19 protein-coding genes and 1 pseudogene are annotated in these 18156 nt (G+C 50.4%); 11 read left to right on the top strand and 9 right to left on the bottom strand.

Annotated elements, in window-relative coordinates; all coding sequences use genetic code 11:
• Window positions 1–1119 (bottom strand): SAVED domain-containing protein, encoded by a 1119-nt coding sequence (locus BFQ00_RS21470; protein WP_065934685.1) that lies wholly within the window; start codon window positions 1117–1119, stop codon window positions 1–3.
• Between the two features lie 207 nt (window positions 1120–1326).
• Between BFQ00_RS21470 and BFQ00_RS21475 the strand changes: the two genes are divergently transcribed.
• The 4 genes and pseudogenes from BFQ00_RS21475 to BFQ00_RS21490 all read left to right on the top strand — a co-directional run bounded on the left by BFQ00_RS21475 (window position 1327) and on the right by BFQ00_RS21490 (window position 4538).
• Window positions 1327–1812, top strand: coding sequence for a hypothetical protein (locus BFQ00_RS21475; RefSeq protein ID WP_065934686.1), 486 nt, complete (start codon window positions 1327–1329; stop codon window positions 1810–1812).
• A 158-nt stretch (window positions 1813–1970) separates the two neighbouring features.
• Window positions 1971–2579, top strand: a pseudogene (locus BFQ00_RS30145) (histidine phosphatase family protein); the annotation flags it as partial.
• Between the two features lie 885 nt (window positions 2580–3464).
• Window positions 3465–4160, top strand: coding sequence for a hypothetical protein (locus BFQ00_RS21485; RefSeq protein ID WP_218188832.1), 696 nt, complete (start codon window positions 3465–3467; stop codon window positions 4158–4160).
• Window positions 4161–4328: 168 nt separating this feature from the next.
• Complete coding sequence (locus tag BFQ00_RS21490; RefSeq protein ID WP_065934688.1) at window positions 4329–4538, top strand: hypothetical protein; 210 nt, start codon at window positions 4329–4331, stop codon at window positions 4536–4538.
• Between the two features lie 130 nt (window positions 4539–4668).
• On the opposite strand, the gene BFQ00_RS21495 is transcribed toward BFQ00_RS21490, so the two are convergent.
• Complete coding sequence (locus BFQ00_RS21495) at window positions 4669–5667, bottom strand: Shedu immune nuclease family protein (protein ID WP_164484667.1); 999 nt, start codon at window positions 5665–5667, stop codon at window positions 4669–4671.
• 356 nt (window positions 5668–6023) lie between these two features.
• Between BFQ00_RS21495 and BFQ00_RS21500 the strand changes: the two genes are divergently transcribed.
• The 3 genes from BFQ00_RS21500 to BFQ00_RS30505 all read left to right on the top strand — a co-directional run bounded on the left by BFQ00_RS21500 (window position 6024) and on the right by BFQ00_RS30505 (window position 7066).
• A complete protein-coding gene (locus tag BFQ00_RS21500) occupies window positions 6024–6395 on the top strand; it encodes a hypothetical protein (protein ID WP_065934690.1) in 372 nt (123 codons plus the stop codon).
• Window positions 6392–6640, top strand: a complete 249-nt coding sequence (locus BFQ00_RS21505; RefSeq protein ID WP_065934691.1) for a hypothetical protein — start codon at window positions 6392–6394, stop codon at window positions 6638–6640. Before BFQ00_RS21500 ends, BFQ00_RS21505 begins: the two co-directional genes overlap by 4 nt.
• A gap of 225 nt (window positions 6641–6865) precedes the next feature.
• Window positions 6866–7066: an SDR family NAD(P)-dependent oxidoreductase gene (locus tag BFQ00_RS30505; RefSeq protein WP_371914205.1), complete on the top strand. Its 201-nt coding sequence runs from the start codon at window positions 6866–6868 to the stop codon at window positions 7064–7066.
• Between the two features lie 205 nt (window positions 7067–7271).
• Here BFQ00_RS30505 and BFQ00_RS21510 read toward each other — a convergent pair whose 3' ends face one another.
• The gene (locus BFQ00_RS21510) at window positions 7272–8267 is read right to left on the bottom strand and encodes a hypothetical protein (protein WP_065934692.1); all 996 of its coding nucleotides are present in this window, start codon (window positions 8265–8267) and stop codon (window positions 7272–7274) included.
• A gap of 679 nt (window positions 8268–8946) precedes the next feature.
• Here BFQ00_RS21510 and BFQ00_RS30155 point away from each other — a divergent pair.
• A complete protein-coding gene (locus tag BFQ00_RS30155) occupies window positions 8947–9135 on the top strand; it encodes a hypothetical protein (protein WP_241188866.1) in 189 nt (62 codons plus the stop codon).
• 75 nt (window positions 9136–9210) lie between these two features.
• On the opposite strand, the gene BFQ00_RS21520 is transcribed toward BFQ00_RS30155, so the two are convergent.
• Window positions 9211–11757 carry a UvrD-helicase domain-containing protein gene (locus tag BFQ00_RS21520; protein WP_124433856.1) on the bottom strand — a complete coding sequence of 849 codons (2547 nt, stop codon included), beginning with the start codon at window positions 11755–11757 and terminating at the stop codon, window positions 9211–9213.
• A 230-nt stretch (window positions 11758–11987) separates the two neighbouring features.
• On the opposite strand from BFQ00_RS21520, the gene BFQ00_RS21525 reads away from it, so the two are divergent.
• Window positions 11988–12809, top strand: coding sequence for a DUF6602 domain-containing protein (locus BFQ00_RS21525; protein WP_060549397.1), 822 nt, complete (start codon window positions 11988–11990; stop codon window positions 12807–12809).
• Window positions 12810–13091: 282 nt separating this feature from the next.
• On the opposite strand, the gene BFQ00_RS21530 is transcribed toward BFQ00_RS21525, so the two are convergent.
• From BFQ00_RS21530 to BFQ00_RS21540, 4 genes are all read right to left on the bottom strand, one after another.
• Window positions 13092–14381, bottom strand: a complete 1290-nt coding sequence (locus tag BFQ00_RS21530) for a DUF4200 domain-containing protein (protein ID WP_065934694.1) — start codon at window positions 14379–14381, stop codon at window positions 13092–13094.
• A gap of 153 nt (window positions 14382–14534) precedes the next feature.
• Window positions 14535–14828, bottom strand: coding sequence for a hypothetical protein (locus BFQ00_RS30510; protein ID WP_371914204.1), 294 nt, complete (start codon window positions 14826–14828; stop codon window positions 14535–14537).
• Between the two features lie 85 nt (window positions 14829–14913).
• A complete protein-coding gene (locus BFQ00_RS21535) occupies window positions 14914–15423 on the bottom strand; it encodes an SLATT domain-containing protein (protein ID WP_060549399.1) in 510 nt (169 codons plus the stop codon).
• A 139-nt stretch (window positions 15424–15562) separates the two neighbouring features.
• Complete coding sequence (locus BFQ00_RS21540) at window positions 15563–16345, bottom strand: DUF4253 domain-containing protein (RefSeq protein WP_065934696.1); 783 nt, start codon at window positions 16343–16345, stop codon at window positions 15563–15565.
• 213 nt (window positions 16346–16558) lie between these two features.
• Here BFQ00_RS21540 and BFQ00_RS21545 point away from each other — a divergent pair, with 213 nt between their 5' ends.
• Together BFQ00_RS21545 and BFQ00_RS21550 are read left to right on the top strand one after the other, a co-directional pair.
• A complete protein-coding gene (locus BFQ00_RS21545; RefSeq protein WP_056859367.1) occupies window positions 16559–16795 on the top strand; it encodes a hypothetical protein in 237 nt (78 codons plus the stop codon).
• Window positions 16796–16936: 141 nt separating this feature from the next.
• The gene (locus BFQ00_RS21550; RefSeq protein ID WP_256537197.1) at window positions 16937–17341 is read left to right on the top strand and encodes a hypothetical protein; all 405 of its coding nucleotides are present in this window, start codon (window positions 16937–16939) and stop codon (window positions 17339–17341) included.
• A gap of 103 nt (window positions 17342–17444) precedes the next feature.
• Here BFQ00_RS21550 and BFQ00_RS21555 read toward each other — a convergent pair whose 3' ends face one another.
• Window positions 17445–17744: a hypothetical protein gene (locus BFQ00_RS21555; protein WP_056789366.1), complete on the bottom strand. Its 300-nt coding sequence runs from the start codon at window positions 17742–17744 to the stop codon at window positions 17445–17447.
• Window positions 17745–18156: the final 412 nt, after the last annotated feature.

Below are 18156 nucleotides of genomic sequence, written 5' to 3' on the forward strand. Positions count from 1 at the left end.
TCAGGCGTTAGCAGTTTGAATTTCTGTGGGAACGTAGGTAGCAGAAGCGCCTAACGTCAAGGGCATCCGGACACTCCATGGGTAAGCAGGTGTTTGTCCTTTCTCCCACTGGTAACACTGCAGCGCTGGCATATTGCGAGCGTCATAGGCTTTACCGAATCGAATGGACAAGCTGGCTGAGGCGGCGAGAACGAGATGTATACACGATACCCCACGATTCTGGAGCTCGGACAGAACGCCGAGGAACTGATCAGTAAGAGCGACTTGTTCTTTCTCTGACCACAAGGCGTTAACACGTGGGTTAGGGCGAAAGAGATGTATCAGGGGCATACCCGGAAACTTTTCTGCAATATCAGCAAGTTCTGCAGTGTAAGAAGCGGAAACTGCCATTACGACCGGGGCACTGCGCTTTGCGTCATCCAGTCCGTCGACCTCGAAGCGATTGCCAGAATCAATGTCCGTCAACTCCCGCCATTGTTCCTTTGTACGATCCCAATCCATAAGCGTCACGCGACCTTCGTCATCAAGCAGCACCCCCGCGTAAAACAAGAGCGGAACCTGCATCACGCCGCCAGCGAAAACCTGTACATCGGATCTCGAAGTGTCACCGCGCCGAAGCCTGAGGTTGCGAGGTAAGTGTGCCAATTCTGCGAGCGCAGCTGGAACATTTAGTTCGCTTGGCGAAACCACGCTGCGCAGTTCTACTCGGCAGTCTTCTCTGCGCCCAATGAACCTCGCAGGAATAGCGGAAATCAGTGGGGCATCAGAAGTATCAACCAAGCCTCGCAGTTCAACGACCACAACCCGCTTGGTATCAGCCTCCTTCGCCTCCCGCCTATAGATCACGAGGGTGAGCACGACCCCTACAAGGAAGCCAAGCATCAGAGCCCATGCGATCAATGTGGTAACCGCCGTCGGCAATCCACCGGTAACGGAAACTTTCAAGAACTCGATGAAACCGCCTATCTGTCGACCTTCGACTGTGAAATCGCCGAGAGACATGCTGACGAGCCCACCTACGCAAAGGGTTGCTAACGCCAGCCCCAGATTTCGCTTCCGCATGTGCCATGCAGCGTAGGTACTGATGAGCGTAATCGCCCATTGAATGAAACCTGACATGGATCGCCCTGCTGTGATTCCAAGTAGCCTCTACCATATGTAGTATTTAAAAAACTTTCAAGCACTACATGCTGTGCCTAAGGCGTCCTCGGACTATGGAGCTCTCAGATGTGAAGGCTGCTAGACTCGCATCGCCACGATTACTCGACGCAAAGGCGATTCCTCGTAGCGACACCGGTAGAGCCCCAAGCGCTGAGGAGCACTCACATGACCAAGCCGCTTTTCGACTTTGACCTCAAACGCGTCTCGCATCAGCACTACATAACAGGAAAAGCCGCCATCAATTTCCCACATCCAGGTAACACCACGGGTGGATGGCACTTCCTTTCTTATTTTGATCGGGAATCCGGCGTGGCCAAGGTGTCGTTAGCAGACATCCATTACCCTGACACCACGGCCTACTTTGGCGGCCTGGGCATTACTGACGTCACTGATCAGCTAGCTGAGCGCGGCTGGATTGTTGAGGGACGGCGCCTGTTTATGGCTGATCATTACAGAGCCGCTGCAGACATGATCGTGAGATGGGCACTGAGCGAGTCTAACCACTGCAGCGTCGAGATTGATGATTGGTTCCCCTCTCGTGCGGAAAGACAGCGACTGCTTGAGATTCTAGATACAGCAAGGTCACAGCTTTCCAAGGTTGGCCGATGGCAAAAAGTGGAAGCGTGGCTAAGTGCGCAAACCTTCCGCTAGGATAGCGGCCTTGGGCGCCAGTTCTTCCAGATGTGCCCGTGCACCATTAATAGCGAGAGCGTTCTGGTATCGTTGGAACACCAATCCATAGCCCACCGTCAGCCCTGAATTTCAGTAACGGATGGAACGCTATGCGTCCCAGTCTGTGAGAGTATTCGATGAAGCATGTCAGGTTAATCCGACACGGAGAAAGTGCCGCGAACGCCGGTGAAGCCAGCCTGGATCACGCGAGCATCCCGCTCACGTCTAAGGGTGTCGAGCAAGCGCATCTGGTGGCCTCGTCATTCACCAAAGCCCCACATCTGATCGTTGCCTCGTCGTTCTCCCGAGCCCGCGCAACAGCGATGGCGACTGTTAGGGCTTTCTCTTCTGTCCCGCTCGAAATCTGGCCCATTCACGAATTCACCTACCTCGAACCTGCACGGTGTGTGAACACTACCATCGCTCAACGGCGGGAGTGGGTGGACGCATATTGGTCTCGGTCAGACCCCGCGTTTATGGACGGTGAAGGCTCCGAGTCGTTCTTGGACTTTATATCCAGGGCTCAAGCGTTCTTGCATAAACTTGCAAAGCATCCTGCCCAGGACATCGTGGTGTTTTCACACGGGCAACTCATCAATGCAGTGGCGTGGTTGATCGAGCGTAAGCCGCAGCATATTGATGGTCGAGCTATGACTGACTGGCGTCAGTATGAGATCGCGAACCACGTGCCCAACTGCGGTGAGTGCCTGCTTTCGAAAGATTCCGACGAAGCCGGTTGGAGAGTAAGCCGGTCAGCTCCTGAGGAGCCGCGAATGGATACAACTGGGCGAGTACCAGGCAGAGCCTATCAAGTCGCTCGTGATCCTGAGCGCCTGCTCATTGAAGAGCGCGCTGAGGCTCTCTCAGCGGCAGGCTATCCAACGCCAGATACTGATACGGCTATGTACGCGGAGGAAAGGCTGAAACAGGCCAGAGCTGCAGCGCGTTCATCCCAGGTAGGTATCATTAGCGAAAGCACTGCGGGTGAACTCTCGGCGAGAGAGGTGTGCCAGGTCTTGCGAGAGGTCACCTTCGAGCGACGGACGATGACCAAGGTAAGGCAGGCGTCTTGGGATGAGATTTATGCGGGCCATTTCGTGGTGAGCGTCGAGGGTTGGCGGATATTGATCTACAACGACTGTGACAAGCTCGACTACTGCGAAGAATGCATCAGCCCTGATGGGCGGCGCTGGTCGTTTGACTCGGGGGATCGCTTTGGCACTGATCCAGTTGCACTGCTCAGCACATGGGAACATCAGACACTTGAGCAACTACTAAAGACATTGTGAAGTAAAAATTACCGTTTCGGTGCGTACCCTTTCAGGTGCGGGCTGTTGTGAACCAAGCCTAGGCTTAGACGCCAGCATCTCGGCCCCTGCGGGCGTCCATCTTCACGTCTTCGGCTGTAGCCTACAAGCTCCACTTGCCACCCATGCTGAGTCAGGCCTAACCAGATAGAAACATTTTGCAGAACCTGCTATAGCTAACGTATCTACATGCTGTGAGAGCAAAAAATGGAGCTCGGGACTCAGCAATTCTTTCAAGATCCGCCACCTCGTCAAGACTTCTGGCTGCTATTCAAAGTCTCATCTTACGAACGACTCCGCCAGATGCAGGCAGGATGTCTGTATATGAACAGTCTCGACTATTTTTCCAGTCTTAAGGATGAAGAGTCAATTGCCCTTCGAGTGGATGAACTCGAAAAGGTCTACGGTATCTTGAGAGCGGGGAAAAATACTGAAGGTTACGCGACACTTTCAATCAAGATCGGTGAGAGTGATGTGGAGACAGATCTGGGGCCGGCAGCGATTTTGCGAGCTGACTTTCCTCAACCTAAAAACATCATGCTTTTCTGCATGGGGGCACTATCAGAAAACGAGGATGCAGTAATTACAGGGGAGGTGGATGGGATGCTTACATTCGATCCGCGTTTTTTGGAATTCGGGACGCATGTGCTCTTTATAACCAGCGCAACAGAATTTGGGCGTAGAATAAATATCGCTCTTGCGAAGGAGCAAAATGCGTTTAGCTCTCCATTCATACATGAGGGGTTTGGGTTAATCAAATATAGGGAGCTTGATAATTATTCCGGAGCTTTAGGGCTGTTTACAAAGGATATTAAATATTCTTGGCAAAGAGAGTTTCGCATATCGTTTGGTGTTGAAAATACCGGCTTTAATAGTAGGGGCGCTTACGAATTTCAAATTGGTGATATTTCGGACATTAGTCACATCTGCCCTGTCCAAGCAATGATCGATAATCCGATAACCATAAAGCGACGAAGCTTTAAAAAGACAGATACAGGGTACGAACAGGTAACTGATTAAAAGTAACGAATGCGATATTTATAAGTTACCTTCGGCCTGTATTTGCCAATACGTACCATATAAAGTCCCGACTATGAATCTAGTAAAGCTCTTTTAAATTCCCAGCAAGTAAGCTGACAGTGTTCTAGCAGCGCAGGATGCAGGAACTACTATTAGGAGACAATATAAATGCCCAGTGAATACTCGTTGTCAGACGTGCTGGAAAGGATGTACCAAAACCAGCTTGCTCTAGAGGCAGCCCTGATGGAGCTGACCCTCCACGTAGAAGCCCACGGTCATGCAGATGTGGGGAATAATGTCCGTGGCGCCCTTGAAACCATTGGCGAAAACGCTGGCCACATCAAGCAAGGTCTAGCCCGGCTCAGCAAGCTCCCATGAACAAGCCGCTATTTGGCTTTGATCTCAAACGCGTCTCACGCGAGCACTATTTTTCTGCGCGGACTCCACCGTTGTTAACGAGCGCGATATTGCATTGAGAGTCACACTCCGTCATTAGAATATGTATTTTTTAGTCGGTTTGTATGAATGGATAGTCACCGAGCAGCTCTAGCTCTAGCTCTCTGGCTGTTGAATCCGCTAGCTTGTTACTGAAGGTAAGAAGGTCATTTTTTTCCCATTTCTGTATCTCGTAACCGGCTTTGATCAGTTCTCTTTTTTGATCTGATCTTAAAATTAGCGTGTCGGGCCCTATCCGCGCGAATATCTTGTTCGGATGGAAGTGCATGTATTTGAATTCAAACTTGTCGTTTTTTGTCCGGCGCATTACTAGCTTAGGTTTTTCTGTGCAATGGTAGTCGATTAGTTGATCGTAAGTAAAAATATCTATTTGTGTCTCGACGCTTTTTCGGAGAAAAGCCTGCTTTCGCTGGAAATTTTTATTTTTATTGGCGGAGCGACCAATAATTAGCTGGTATTTGAACTCTACTGGGTTTTTTGGGTGATCTAAAGGAGCCATGAGGGGAGTGAAGCGTTCGGTTACTGCTGCTTTTGAATCTTCGATAAGACTCTTCCAGCTCTGCACTTGGGCTACGGCCTCGTGAAATTTTGAAGAAAACACAGGATTTTCCTCATCCTTGTTGAATATCGGTTTGTCTGGGGATTCTAATTCAACAAGTATGATTCTCCAGAGCCCTGAACTCCTAGTGATGTAGCAGTAATCCGGGATATGGTCAGTATCTAGCGCGAATTTTGAAAGAATAGTTTCAAAATGCAGTTGGTGGTTTAGCAGATTAGGGGTTGGAATGAAGCGTGTATGCTGCTCTAGGAAATCTTGAACAACTTGCTCCTTTTGGCGACCTGCCGGCGGCTTTTCATCTAAAATTCGGCGGTAACGATCTATCAATCCATCATCAAAATCTGCCAACTCGAATGCTCCTGCTGTAGTTTTTTGGTGTAATGGCACTTTGTTTGAGACCGGAGGATCTCCATTGACTATAGCGATTACCGAAGGAGCAGAATTCCAACGCCGTACTTTGATAATCCATGGTTCAAAGCGTGATTGAATCACTCCCCCCATCTGGATTCAAGCAACAAAGTTACTCAATGCGGCGAACCGTCTTTTTTGACGTGGCAGGAGCAATGAGGTTTTTCCGGGGCGCTCTGTTGAGAGAAAGGTGAAAATTCTTCCCCGCCCCTAGCTTGATGGTCAATGATGTGGGCAAGGGCACGGGGCGGCCAACACGGTAGGCGGGCCGCTCAGGCTCTTCGCATCGGACATGTAGAATTTTGGTATGCTTTGTTTACAGAAACGTTTTTAAAAAGATAAACTCGTTTGAAGGCTAGGTGATGGATAAGAGCGCTTGAGCATTAATCTTTATGATAGATATCACGACGGATCAAATGTATTAAGGGATGGAATTTATTATGGGTTTGAAAGATTTTATAATGGGGCCCAAGGTTAGAGCTTTAATAAATTTGTTACTAACTATATTTGTAGGTGTTTTGTCTAGTGTTCTTGCAAGTCAGATTATGCCAGGGGGGGATCTGAGCTGGAGCCTGACTTATCAGGTATCAGGCTTCTGGATGTTGATCGTTGCTGCCGTTATGCTGCTTTCATTTCAATGGTTTTGCATCGGATTTGACGATAGTATAACGCGTTTTTTGGATGAGAAGCGCTGCCTAGCTTACGTTAGAAAAACCCAGCTTGATGGGTTCGCCGAGCATATCAAGCAAAACCCGCAGGAGGCCATGCTTACGGATGCGAAAGTAGTAATGAAAAGGATGGGTATAAAATGAAAGTATTGGTATCGCAGCGCTTTCAAGATAAGTTGGGGCGCCCCGAGACGCTCGTTAGGTTCTCATTTGAAAAGATCATTGAGGTTGTTGAGCGCCTAACGGTAAATGATCTGGCGAGAAGCCGTCAGGTGCAGCAGATTCGTGGTGTGAATGAAGAAATCTATGTAGTGAGGGTTGATGGATTTCGCGTTTTTTTCACTCGACAGAATGACGCTTTTGTTTTGCTTGACGCTGAGTTTGCATAACTAAAAACTATCGAGTTTATAACCACATCGATGATTCAATCGTAGTCGACATTGCTTCTTGGGGAGGCATTGCGACTACTTCAAATTGGTCTCGTCACGGAAATAAACTTCAGCCCTTCTTATTAAAGGATGAGTGACCCAAAAGGCACTGATGGGCAGGGTAGGTTTCAGCCGATGCGTTGAACCCCAGAAGCCCCCCCCCTGAACCCAATCATCGGGGCAAAACTGGTCGGTACGTTCTGCGGTTGCCATGCTGCGCTGAAGCACATGATTCAGAACTGCACTGGTCGCATCATCAACACCTCATCGACTGCCAACCAGGTTGTTCAAGCGGATTGTGCTTCCTACGGCTCTTCGAAGTTTGCGGTCATTGATTCGTGGCAACTCGGCATCGATTCTGCCAAAGTCAGCCTATTTGATGACTAGGGCGTTGATGTAGCCGACCCAGAATCATATATGAAATGCATCCGCGCACGTCGTAAGGGTACCTAGAAGGAGGTACCGGCAGCCCTCCTGTTCCAAGTCTCGGATGAAGCCAACTAAACAAACCACCAGATGTCGCCTAAATGGTTTGTGATCCTGATGGTTGCGCCCTGCAGGATCGCTTGCTCCCAAGCAATGAGTGTGATGGCTACTTCGTCGCTTCAATCACGTTAGTGGAGCTACCCCCAATCCTATGGATGTGAAAGAAAGAGGCCCGATTTTGCACTGAGACTAGGTCGTACTGGGCAAAGTGCGTCCATTTTGGTTTGACTGAATCTGAGTAGAGTACGAAATCAAGTTCAGATAAACTTAGTTCAACAATCAGTCCGCTGATGTCCAAGTCGTAGCATGACTGAAGGGTCTTCAGTTTCGTGGACGGGAATTTGGTTCTGAAAATATCGTTGTATTTGGGCTGAAAGTAACGAATAAGCGCCGCTTCAATCAATGAGATTTTTTGTTTCTTAGAGGGAGGGTTCTCTATAGCATTGAAAAGTCGCTCCTCGTTCTCGTTTGTATCGATAGCACCTGGGGCGCCATCCATCCCGCTGATAATCTGGTCGTGTTCAAATTCAAACATGAAAAGGACAATTTCACGATCCGGATACTCATGCGCCGTCCTGGCTAAGATTTTCTGCAGAGTAGAGTGGCTTTTGAGGCGCGTCTGAGCAGAGCGACTACCGTCGCCAAAAGCCTGCCCTACGTACAGCGTCTCAAACTGGTTAAAGACTCCCGCCTCATTTTGATAGTCTGCCACCAATGCGAGCGTGCTAGCGCTCAAGTAACGTACTTTTTCGCTTGCGGCGTCCAGCGTCCAAATGTTCCGATGGGGATAGGGCTCTACCGTGACCTTCACCGCACCGTCAATGAGCTCGAAAGGGTAGTCTTTAAAAGACAATACATGTTCTAGGCCATTGAGCCTGTAGCCCACTTCACCGCTGATCGTTGACGTGGTTGGGTTGTGGGCACATGATTTAATATAGCAGGCGGGCCTGGCCGCGATGATATAGATGTGCGATTTGTCAGCTACATCTTGGCTCGCCTCATCGAACTCAATGTCTGACATCAAGTCATTCGCGGTCACCAAGCACCAGCGTGTATTTTTATAAGCGATTGCAAATTCGGTAATATACTTCCGCTTCTTCATCCCTACTCCTTGTCGTGCACTTCACTGTTAAAAAACTGCCGCTGAGTTAATCATTACGTAGTGCCACGATTATTGCGCCTTGCTCTCTGGAAGGCAAAAAGAAGTTCCTCACGAATTACCGGAAAACCATTCTTGATCGTCATGAAAAGAATTCGCTGCCCCGCCATCCGCTTGATCACCTTGAACCGTTTGTTAAGACCTTCCAACCGCCGCGTATGCATCGCCCACCTCACTCTGCTCTGGATGCCACGCCAGCATCCCTTCCCTCCAGATTAGGGCGACCGTAACTCAACGCTCGAGCTTGGCAACACTCTCATCTGACATTGGGCATCGCTGTAATGGAATGTTCGAGAACTGCGAGGCTTCCCTGCCTGGTGATGGCACTGTAAATCATTCGCGAAGGGGTGGGGCATACCGGCACAAACTGGCAACAGCGCGACGTCCTGCTGCTAAGGAGTGTGCTCTGGCCTACTGCCAGTGGACGCTCAATCTGAGGTTTACTGGCTGTATATTCAAAGGCAAGCGCCTCGGTTGGGCTGCCTATTTCTGTCAAATAATTATTACTTCCCAGTTGCGTGCCATCAATCACACAGTCAGGAAGCTCACAGACCGCTTTTGTCCAAGCGGGGAAATCCATCCGAAGTCCTTGATTAAGACCTTCTACGAGCTACAGAGGGGTATGAAAGCCGATAACGGCTACATCCCGAATCTCGATGCTCTCACGATCAGCCAGAAGCGCGAAAAACTTGCCATGTGGCTTGGCGATGACGCGCTTAAGCTGAGTGACGCAGAGGTGGAACGTCGATTTGAAATCAAAGCCAGCAAGGCAGTGCGGGAGCTAGAAGAGGATATCGCCCAAACGTCCTGACCGCCCAGCCGCTGCGCTTTTCTGTATTCCCGCACGTCGCCTGCAGATATCAGATGTGACGAACAAAGGCCCTAGCTAGCGTCCTTTGACTGCTTTGCGTTTGATCCCATCTGAAGGTGGTGCGGGACGAGGGGTCACAACGTTCCAATAGGCCTGATCCCCCTTGATATAACGGCTTGCCTTCTCCGACGCGGGTACCTTTTCGTCCCAGGAAACATACCAGTAGCAGTAGGTGACGGCCCGAGTGATGGCGACGTAGGCTGTTCGCAGCGCCTCCTGCTGCTGTGCTCTGTCGTAACCGCAGGGCTCGCCCGCATTCGCCATACCAGCCTGGGCATAGAAATCGTTTCTCGAAGGCGATGATGTGGTGACCTCGCAATCCCCCAGCAAAAAGACGGCGTCGGCCTGCAAGCCCTTCGAGGAGTGGTAGGTCAGAAACTTGATGGCCTTGTCTCGCTTATCTTCACGAGCTCTCTCAATGACGTCGCTAAGTTTTGCTTTGGCATCTTTTTTGGTGTCGCGTTTACGGTAAAGAATAAGGATCGAGTGGCCAGCGTCGTAATGGTGTTCGGTAATCTGGACTAGGTGTTCCCAGTCAAGCTCTCGAACCTCTACCGGTATCTGGTTGCCGATCACACGCTTGTTAACGGCAACACCGTGCTTGTTTTCAAAACCTGGTGTCTGGTTGACGATTGCTTCTGCCGCATCAACCACCATTTGGTGTGATCGATGGTTTTCCTGCATGAAAACCTGTGTCTGTTTCGGCGACTTAAACTCCTTGCCGAACTCCATCAGAAAACGTGGAGAGCTGCCACGCCATCCATAGATGCTTTGCCAATCGTCCCCCACTGCCATCACCGAAGCATAAGCTGGCGCGCCCAAAGTTTTAGCGGTCAACCCGCGCAGTTCGATTTCCTTAAAGGTCGCCCTGACCCACGAGATTGTGTTCGCCCCCACATCTTGGAATTCGTCGATGAGTAGCGTCGTCATGGGGTGAAGTACGCTGTCCGGTACTGCCCTAAAATTTTGCTGACCACGTTCGCTGAACATCGCAAACATACTGTTAAACGTCATTACCGGCGGGCTCATCTGCAGCAGTCCATCGTTGAACGCGGCCCAGTAAATGCTCATCGCATGGAAAAATGGCGTGTCGGGCTCATCCTTGTACAAGGTCATATTTTTGACCGCCTCAATGGCGTCCAGGCCCAGGTTTTCGATGAAGGAAGCATTGGAAAAAAATGCCTCCAAAATATAACTGGAGCTTATCTCCCCCCTGACCTTGTACTGGAATTTCGGGCATCCATTTATCCGACCTTTGAGCGCATCAACCGACCGCGATGCATCGACATAACTATTCAGATAGACAACCCGTGGGCTGCAAAACGCCTGAAACAGTGTCCGCTTGTCGCGCACGTGCTTGCGCATGAACCAACCATATTGGTGATCAAGCTTAATTTCATTTGGTTCGGTATCGTCGACCCCTAGAATCACGTAGGTATCGAACTCGGGAATATATCCGTTCACCCGGAAGTTTTTCCCAAGCAGTCGGACAGTCTTATGTGCAGGCTCTATCCCATCAATTGGCCAATAACCGGCAGCTTCCCAAAGACCTTCAAGTTGAGCGCACAACGCATCATCGATATTCGCCATTTGCCAGGCCTTATCCTGGCGCTCCAGAACGTCTGGATGGTCTTTATTCATCTCAGCTAGCAATAGTGAGCGTTGATAGAGTTCACCGATCAGTGAGCGAAACTCCGTGTTAGTTTCATAGAGTTCTTGGTATGTGGCGTTCATCAGGTCAAGCTGGATTTCACCCAGCTTGACGTTCAGCATCGAACCGTCCTTTTCGTCCTCACCTGGCTTGTTGTCTAGAAACTCAAAAGCCTTTACATCACTGAGACCATCGATGCTTTTTGCGAAGGACAGAATGCGGGAATGGAACGTGCGGACAATCTCAAGGGACTTCTTCTCGCTGACTTCATAACCCCAAAGGTCAAACACCTCGCGGACTTTCTTCGCGAAATCCAGCTTGGATTCTTTTGTGAAAGTGACAACCGTCAGACCCGACAAATCAATTTTGAGGTAGTGGTATAGAACAATCAGCCGCAACACCATGGTGGTCGATTTACCGCTACCAGCGCCCGCAACTACAGAGGTGGTCGGAGTGGTGGACAAGATCATCTTCCACTGATCTTCAGAAGGAGGTTGATCTGGAAGATAGTGCTTCACATCCTGCCGGATCTCAGCAGCCATTTCTGGAGTGATCGCAAATCTCCAGTCCTTGAACAGTGCAGTTTCCTTGATGCCCGGTGAAGCTGGAGTCGTAGGTGTACCAGGACGTAACTCAACAATTAGCTTTCCGTCGTCCAGTCCTTGGGTATGCCCCTGAGAGAAACCCTCCTCCAAGCCTTTGCTTTTCCCCTCTTTGGTACCGACAAGCCGACCCGCATTCCAAGCAGATGTTTGTTGAAATCCGACGACGTCGAGGATTGCATTGGTGAGCCAGTTGAAAAAGCCACGCTTGGCGGACTGTGGGCTATGACCACACGCCAAGGTATCGTTTTCATCTGATGAATCAATCTGTGGTGGTTGAGAATGAGGGTTGGTTGGTCGCGAATCCACTAGCTAAGAGCTCCCTGCAGGCTTAGAGCGTGCCAGGAATCCGGGCGCCGCCTCTTCGATATAAGGGCGTAGATTACCACCACAATTGCAACGTGAAGCTTCTAAAGCAGAGGTCACGGCAGCCCGAGCCGCCTAATCCCGCAGCATGTCCTGACTTGCCAGACCCTGTGTTAGTCAGCAGGATTGGCGTCATGGATGCAGACAGACATCGAGCAACTGGAGGAGGATCAATGAGCTTATACGGTGGATACATCGAAAGGTTGGCCAGGAAAGTCGAAGCGAGGCTGCAGGACATCGAGGCGATCTACAACTTTGACCTTGGGGATGAATTCGAGGTCGCCATATGCGCTTTGCTGGAGGATATTCTGCCAGCCAAGTACGGAGTGTGCCGGGGTTTTATCATCGCTGAAAATGGCGAAAAGGCCGGGGATGACCTCATTATCTACGACAAGATGTCCAGCCCTACCCTGCGCTCCGGCTTGAGCCGCCAGTTTCCGGTAAAAGAACAAATCCCGGTTGACGCGGTGTACGCCTACATCGAATGCAAGCACTCGATCTCGGATTCAGCGGTATTGGCAAAGGCGGTCAGCCAAGCCGAAGCGGTAAAGAAATTGCTGCTCACACGCCGAGGTCGCACCAACCCTGAGTATCAAGTAGATGGGCCTATCTACAACGGCAGGGCCAGGGACTGGCCCCGTACTTACCCTCCACTCAAGAACCAGCCCTTCTGTGCAGTCTTTGCACGCAAATACTCACCGGACGTTTCTGTTCGCAATGTCCAGGGAGACCACGCCCCCGACCTCATGATTCTTGGAAATGACCACATCGCGACACATACGGTGTACATGGGGCCGGACGGTGTCAAATCGTCGCTCTTTTACGACACCAAGTTCGGGGCGCCGCTGTACGTGGAAGCTGCCCCTGGCAACGCCTACGGCTTGGGTCTGGTGATCCTTCTTCAGGCGTTGAGCTGGGTTGAACTGCTGCCGATTGATTGGACTGAGGCGCTGAGCACCACGTTCTTCGACAACCTGCTCAACCGCAAAACCTAACCTAAGCCCTTATACCTCCCCTACCGCCGGGATCTTCGTCTGGCACGACAATGAGCGCTTCTCTGCGAAATCTACCATCTGTCCATGTAAGCCTGAGTTGCAGGCCAACAACCAATGCTGAAAGATAACGAGCTGGACGAAGACCAGCGCTAATACTGCAAACACCATTGTTATGCTACAGACAGTGAAAGCAGTAGGCCTTTTTGAAAGCCTAGACTTGCGAGTCTTAGCAGGCACAACATCTCCGCAGGGCTTACAGAACGACAAGACGCCCGGATAGACTCAAAACGCTGGAGGCTCCCATCCATTGAAGTGTTTCAACGCGTCCAAATCCCCGATCAGTTCTTTCGCTTTAGCCAGCCGCTCGATAACCACTTTCCGCTCATCATCTTCGAGCCTATGCGCAGATCTCTCAATATCGTCAAAGAATGCCTGAATGCTGTTCACCTTTGCCCAAGTCTGAATCACAGCTTCTAGCTGCTCACGGCTATCCTGGATCGCCTCGAGTCGGCGTTTTTCCTCTTCTTTTCTTTGCCACTCAGCCATCTGCAATTGGTGCTTCTGCCGTTCGAGCTCAGCCCTTTCTCGCTCAACCTCTACTTTTTTGGCAAGCCCTGGGGCTTCAGCAATCAAGAATTTGACGATGCTTGGGATTTTGCTGACCAAATCACCAGGTCTGTCCTCGATCCAGCGATGAATCCAATCTACTCGGTAGTAAGGGGAATAAACCTGAAGGCAGAGGCGACCGGTAGGCATGTCGGTACTCATTACCCAATCATTGCGATAAGGAGAGCGACGTTGATTGGCTGGAAGTGAACTCAATCGAACATACTCCTTGTCTACGTACTTGACCTCGACGTACTCACTGATTTCGTAGATGGTCAAACCAAAAACTATGGCTCCGATGTAAACCACGGTAGGACGTTGCGGCTGCCACAGCGAAGGATGTATGTACCTCGTTGAGGCCTTTTCCCTATGATCAACTGACTCACGATTCATATGCTTAGCAGGATCGCTGAGCGCTACTGCAAGACCTTCTTTCATCAGAGCCAAGTAAAACTGGTTGGCAAAACCTACCGCATCGGCTATCCCGGTACGACTCACAATTAAATCCGCCATGGAACGTTTTGTGGGCCGTAAATAACCGTTATCGCTTTCCAGAACCTTCTTAAAGTGCTCTTCAATATCTAGTAAAATTGGGTGTCTGCGAGGCAGTGCAGCAGGGACTGGAGATATTTTCCGGCTCGTTTTTTGACGTTCTTTTGGCAAAGATCTCGAAATCTGGAGAGGCGATCCATTTCGACTCCACGCAGTCAAATCGCCAGGCCGAGATTCGGGCAACAATGGACGCGCTTTAGCTTTGCCCACTGCGACTTGAGCCCAATACCCCACCGGTGGACGAGGAATATTTAAGCTGGTGAAAACTCGAGCCAAATAGCTTGAAGACACCCCATATCGTTCGCCGATTTTGGTCATAGGAGCCGACCAAACCTGTTCATAAAGCGACTCTCTTGTCACGACATCTTCCGACAAGTCATCGGCTGGAGTGAGAACCTCAGATGTGTCTTCCATGGGCGGGAGCTTTAGTCATTTGATGGGTGTCGACTGGATGATCATAGCCCATGCATTATGACGATTCAGGGCAATGGCTCGCTCACCAGCCAAGAAGCATTTTCTTCCCTACTTTGCTTCGCGAATCCAGGCGTTTGAGGGCGAATTGCACCGTCATGAGGCGATTTTGATTGACGAAAAAACAAGCGGTGCAAACAGGACTCCTGATCGGACTAAAAAATAAAGAAGGCCCTCAAAAAGGGCCCCTTGGGTAGTCAAATCAAAATCACTTGGCCAACCAAGACTCAACAGTTTCACTGCGTGCTCTGCCTTCCTCTTCAAGCCTGCGTGATTGCCACCTTCTGTCACAATAACCTCGCCGCTGTGGGGTTTGGTGTAAACCTTCAGCTGACGAGCTTTCCGTGAGCCTGCTTTAGGCGTACGCAACGAAGCATGGTGACCATGCATGGGAATCTAGCGGGTTAATTACCTCCTTAAGGCTTTAGCCATTACTGGCGGGCGCTAAATCAACAAGCCATTACTCTACTTATCATCACACTTCAGATTTGTCCTGTAGAACCCACTCATCTGACACGCCGTGCTTATGCATATAACTATGTACCGACTTCGGAATATGAGGCGACTCTTTAGCGAGCGAATCTATACGCTGACGCATATTATCCAAGCCTTCAAAATTATTTTCCCTACCCGCTTCAAACATAAACTCCATCTCTCTTCCCAACGCATTGTAATTGGCACCGGCAGCGCGATGTTTTTCAGCAAGTTCTTGATAGCCCAGTGTACTCTGGAGGGCAGTCATTACTGCAGCCAATACACTCATAAACCCAACCACCACCTGCCAAAAAATATCTATTTGTTGCTGCATACTGGCGAACACCGTAGTTCCAACAGCTGCTGAAAAAACAATTGCCGGGATTGAGATCATTTTATGGATAAATGAATATCGCATAGCGGCACGATAATGACCCATTCCAATCGACGCCAACCGCGTATACCACTTATATGCCAGTTTTCCAACTTCGGACTCAGACTCAAAACTCATACACACCCCAAGAGATAATAACGCATTAGAATTTCTTCATCATTAATCTAGCCAATTAAAATTAGTGCCCCCCCCTAACCCGGCTACAGGTTGACTTTGATGTATAAATCGACTGGCGAGACTTGGCTATTCACGGAGCTCACTCCACGTAACGGAGCCAAAGATGCGTCCGACCGGAGATCGCCTGCGCAACTTTGGAAACACGTCCCTGTAGGTTTTCATCGCTAGTGTTATAGAGCGCACAGAAGTCTTTGGCTACGACGTTAGCAAGTGATGTATCAGGCGGTTCAGCACGAATGAAGCCGATGTAAGAAGCACCTACGCCCATCAACTCATAGCCATGCGCTACTGAAAAATGACGCGCAACGGCAAAGTTTTTCGCGGGATCCAGATCCGAAGTGAAATAGCCATTCGGAAAAGCCGCGAGTGCCTGGCAGGACTGCTGAACGGGTACCAGGAGCGCTGAAAGAGGCTGCTCTAGAAGAGAGATAGGGTTGTTCTGGTAACCGATCCACTCCTGGAGGGCCTGCTGATCTAGCGTCAAACCATGAGTACAAGCATCCTCGAAAGACGTGGCTGCAACCAGGGTCATGAAATTGCGAAGACAGATTGCGAACTCCTCTTTCGTAGTCGGATAGCCTATGTATTCACCATTCTCAAAGCACTCTGGAGGCAAGCCCGCTATGTCCTGCTCCGATGCATCGTCCATCCCTAAATTATTGCGCACATGTCCCGAGGTGTAGCGGGCTTGGTGCAGATCATCGAGCGAGAACAGAGGTTTAAAGCCTGGATGCGCCTCAGCAATCTTACGACGAGCTTCGGTCAGATCGTCAAAGCTGGTAATCCCGCTCACGCCGTACTCATCGCATGTACCTACAGACGGATTATCACGCTTGCCGTTGCCGCGAAATTCGATATCCATAAACCGTGGCCTGCTCCATTTTGGTACTGAATTGAGTGAGTAATCCTAAGCGTTTCAGGATCATCATTGAAGGTCTGCCGCCAAGCGACAATAAGTCTTCCTGCCACCACATAGCAGCGCGCTACGCTAACTTTGACGTTCGCACTTCGAGGTAATGTTGATGTCCTAAACTGGCCTACCATGCAATTTCTAATCGACTCAGGGAAGAAACTGATGACTACAGATCCGTTATGTCTAGTCTTTGTGCCGGCTCTGGCGGCAGTGCTGCAAGCCGCCGAGGATAAAAAGGGCCAGCCGCTTACCGAGATTGAGGTGTGTGAAATCCGAGACAGATCCACCTGCATCGCTTTGCCTTTTAGCGCAGCCTTGGCAGTGGAAGAAGATCGTGGTTATCCAGACATCGTCGCGGAGGACTGCTGGAATGAATGGCAACGTCTACGCTCCCAGTGATTTGCGCCTGTACCAAAACAATGCAGCCCTTATGTGATCAGACAATCATCCGACTGTAAGCAACCGTTGCTCTCTGTCGGCCACGAGACGCTGGTAGCACACCGAGTACCTCCCTATCTGCCAAAAGTGAGTCACCCCCTCATGAACGAAGGTTGGCAAAACGACGACTATTTCATCATCTTCACGGAGGATGAGAGCTTAGCTGCCTTGAAGGCCTACGGATTTGATCATCATCTTCCGGGGTACACGCTATTAGGTCTAAGAGGATGGGACGACTTTATCGTCATCAACTCTTCCGGAGTAATGTTTACCATTCCGACGCTGCCACTCGATGCGTCCTATGCCGCGCCGTTTGCCCTTCCCCAGCAGATTTCCCTTGAGCCGGACGAGCGTTTCGCTGGCAAGATCAAGTGGTATACGAAGCCCTTAGTCTTTGGGGGCGACCCGGCGGACAAAACAAATTTCGCATGGATCACTCACGAGCAACATGCTGAACTTGTCATCTGGTGGAACGAACAGTACAGGAGCGCCAAAGCACAGAGCTAGTGCAATTTGCCCATAAAGCGGAAATCGCAACACATGCTCAAATGGCGTACTGAGGCACTCACGACTAGCCGAGACCCTATTTTTTTACCAGAGCTGCTGGGTGCTATCGATGAGTGTCCGTCTCCTCAGCCGGATAAAACTCGCCTTCCTTCCCCATCTTTTCCAGCCGTTCGCGCACCATCAACTCAACGTTGGCCACAGCAGCGTGATCGCCAGGGTTGACCACCTTCACGCAAAGACGTCTGACATTCTGATCGTGGGTGCCCTCGCTCATCATCTCGTGGGTGAAGACCTGTTCGCCACGCCATAGGCATAGCTGGGTATGAGTCCCGCCGAGCCATATCTCGTTGATTGATCTCAGGTCAGTGGTCGCCAGTTGATCGACGGTGATTGTCTTATCCATTGCACTGTACCTTACCCGTGAGTAGACACATGTAGACATACAGGCATAGCGGGTCGTTCCAAGCGTCTGCAGCTCAACCGCGCCAATGGTGGAAAGTACGCCCCGGATCAACGTCGGACAATTGAAGGCGCAAGTACGAACAGACAAGGGGAATCCCATGACTGACCCGCCTGGTTTTACATGCAGATGGCCGCGCTTGGATAAACCTTAACCCACCCTCCCTGTCCAATACTGCCAGCTCAATAATCAGCACAGCACGGAAGAAAAGCACTGGCTTCAGACGCATTCCGGCACAGTTCACGACGGCGTGCTGCCTATGGAACGACTGACGGCTATCGGCCGAATGTGTTGAAAAAGTCGGTTTCCCAAAACACTCGAATATTAATGTATGAAAACACCTCTGTTGCACGCC

It is taken from the genome of Pseudomonas sp. 28 E 9 (assembly GCF_900004785.1).
Taxonomy (GTDB): Bacteria; Pseudomonadota; Gammaproteobacteria; order Pseudomonadales; family Pseudomonadaceae; genus Aquipseudomonas; species Aquipseudomonas orientalis_A.

Bases quoted from the DNA above. Each gene is read 5' to 3' on its own strand.
- BFQ00_RS21470 (WP_065934685.1), bottom strand. From the start codon at position 1,119: ATGTCAGGTTTCATTCAATGGGCGATTACGCTCATCAGTACCTACGCT.
- BFQ00_RS21475 (WP_065934686.1), top strand. From the start codon at position 1,327: ATGACCAAGCCGCTTTTCGACTTTGACCTCAAACGCGTCTCGCATCAG.
- BFQ00_RS21485 (WP_218188832.1), top strand. From the start codon at position 3,465: ATGAACAGTCTCGACTATTTTTCCAGTCTTAAGGATGAAGAGTCAATT.
- BFQ00_RS21490 (WP_065934688.1), top strand. From the start codon at position 4,329: ATGCCCAGTGAATACTCGTTGTCAGACGTGCTGGAAAGGATGTACCAA.
- BFQ00_RS21500 (WP_065934690.1), top strand. From the start codon at position 6,024: ATGGGTTTGAAAGATTTTATAATGGGGCCCAAGGTTAGAGCTTTAATA.
- BFQ00_RS21505 (WP_065934691.1), top strand. From the start codon at position 6,392: ATGAAAGTATTGGTATCGCAGCGCTTTCAAGATAAGTTGGGGCGCCCC.
- BFQ00_RS21510 (WP_065934692.1), bottom strand. From the start codon at position 8,267: ATGAAGAAGCGGAAGTATATTACCGAATTTGCAATCGCTTATAAAAAT.
- BFQ00_RS30155 (WP_241188866.1), top strand. From the start codon at position 8,947: ATGAAAGCCGATAACGGCTACATCCCGAATCTCGATGCTCTCACGATC.
- BFQ00_RS21525 (WP_060549397.1), top strand. From the start codon at position 11,988: ATGAGCTTATACGGTGGATACATCGAAAGGTTGGCCAGGAAAGTCGAA.
- BFQ00_RS21530 (WP_065934694.1), bottom strand. From the start codon at position 14,381: ATGGAAGACACATCTGAGGTTCTCACTCCAGCCGATGACTTGTCGGAA.
- BFQ00_RS30510 (WP_371914204.1), bottom strand. From the start codon at position 14,828: ATGCATGGTCACCATGCTTCGTTGCGTACGCCTAAAGCAGGCTCACGG.
- BFQ00_RS21535 (WP_060549399.1), bottom strand. From the start codon at position 15,423: ATGAGTTTTGAGTCTGAGTCCGAAGTTGGAAAACTGGCATATAAGTGG.
- BFQ00_RS21540 (WP_065934696.1), bottom strand. From the start codon at position 16,345: ATGGATATCGAATTTCGCGGCAACGGCAAGCGTGATAATCCGTCTGTA.
- BFQ00_RS21545 (WP_056859367.1), top strand. From the start codon at position 16,559: ATGACTACAGATCCGTTATGTCTAGTCTTTGTGCCGGCTCTGGCGGCA.
- BFQ00_RS21550 (WP_256537197.1), top strand. From the start codon at position 16,937: ATGAACGAAGGTTGGCAAAACGACGACTATTTCATCATCTTCACGGAG.
- BFQ00_RS21555 (WP_056789366.1), bottom strand. From the start codon at position 17,744: ATGGATAAGACAATCACCGTCGATCAACTGGCGACCACTGACCTGAGA.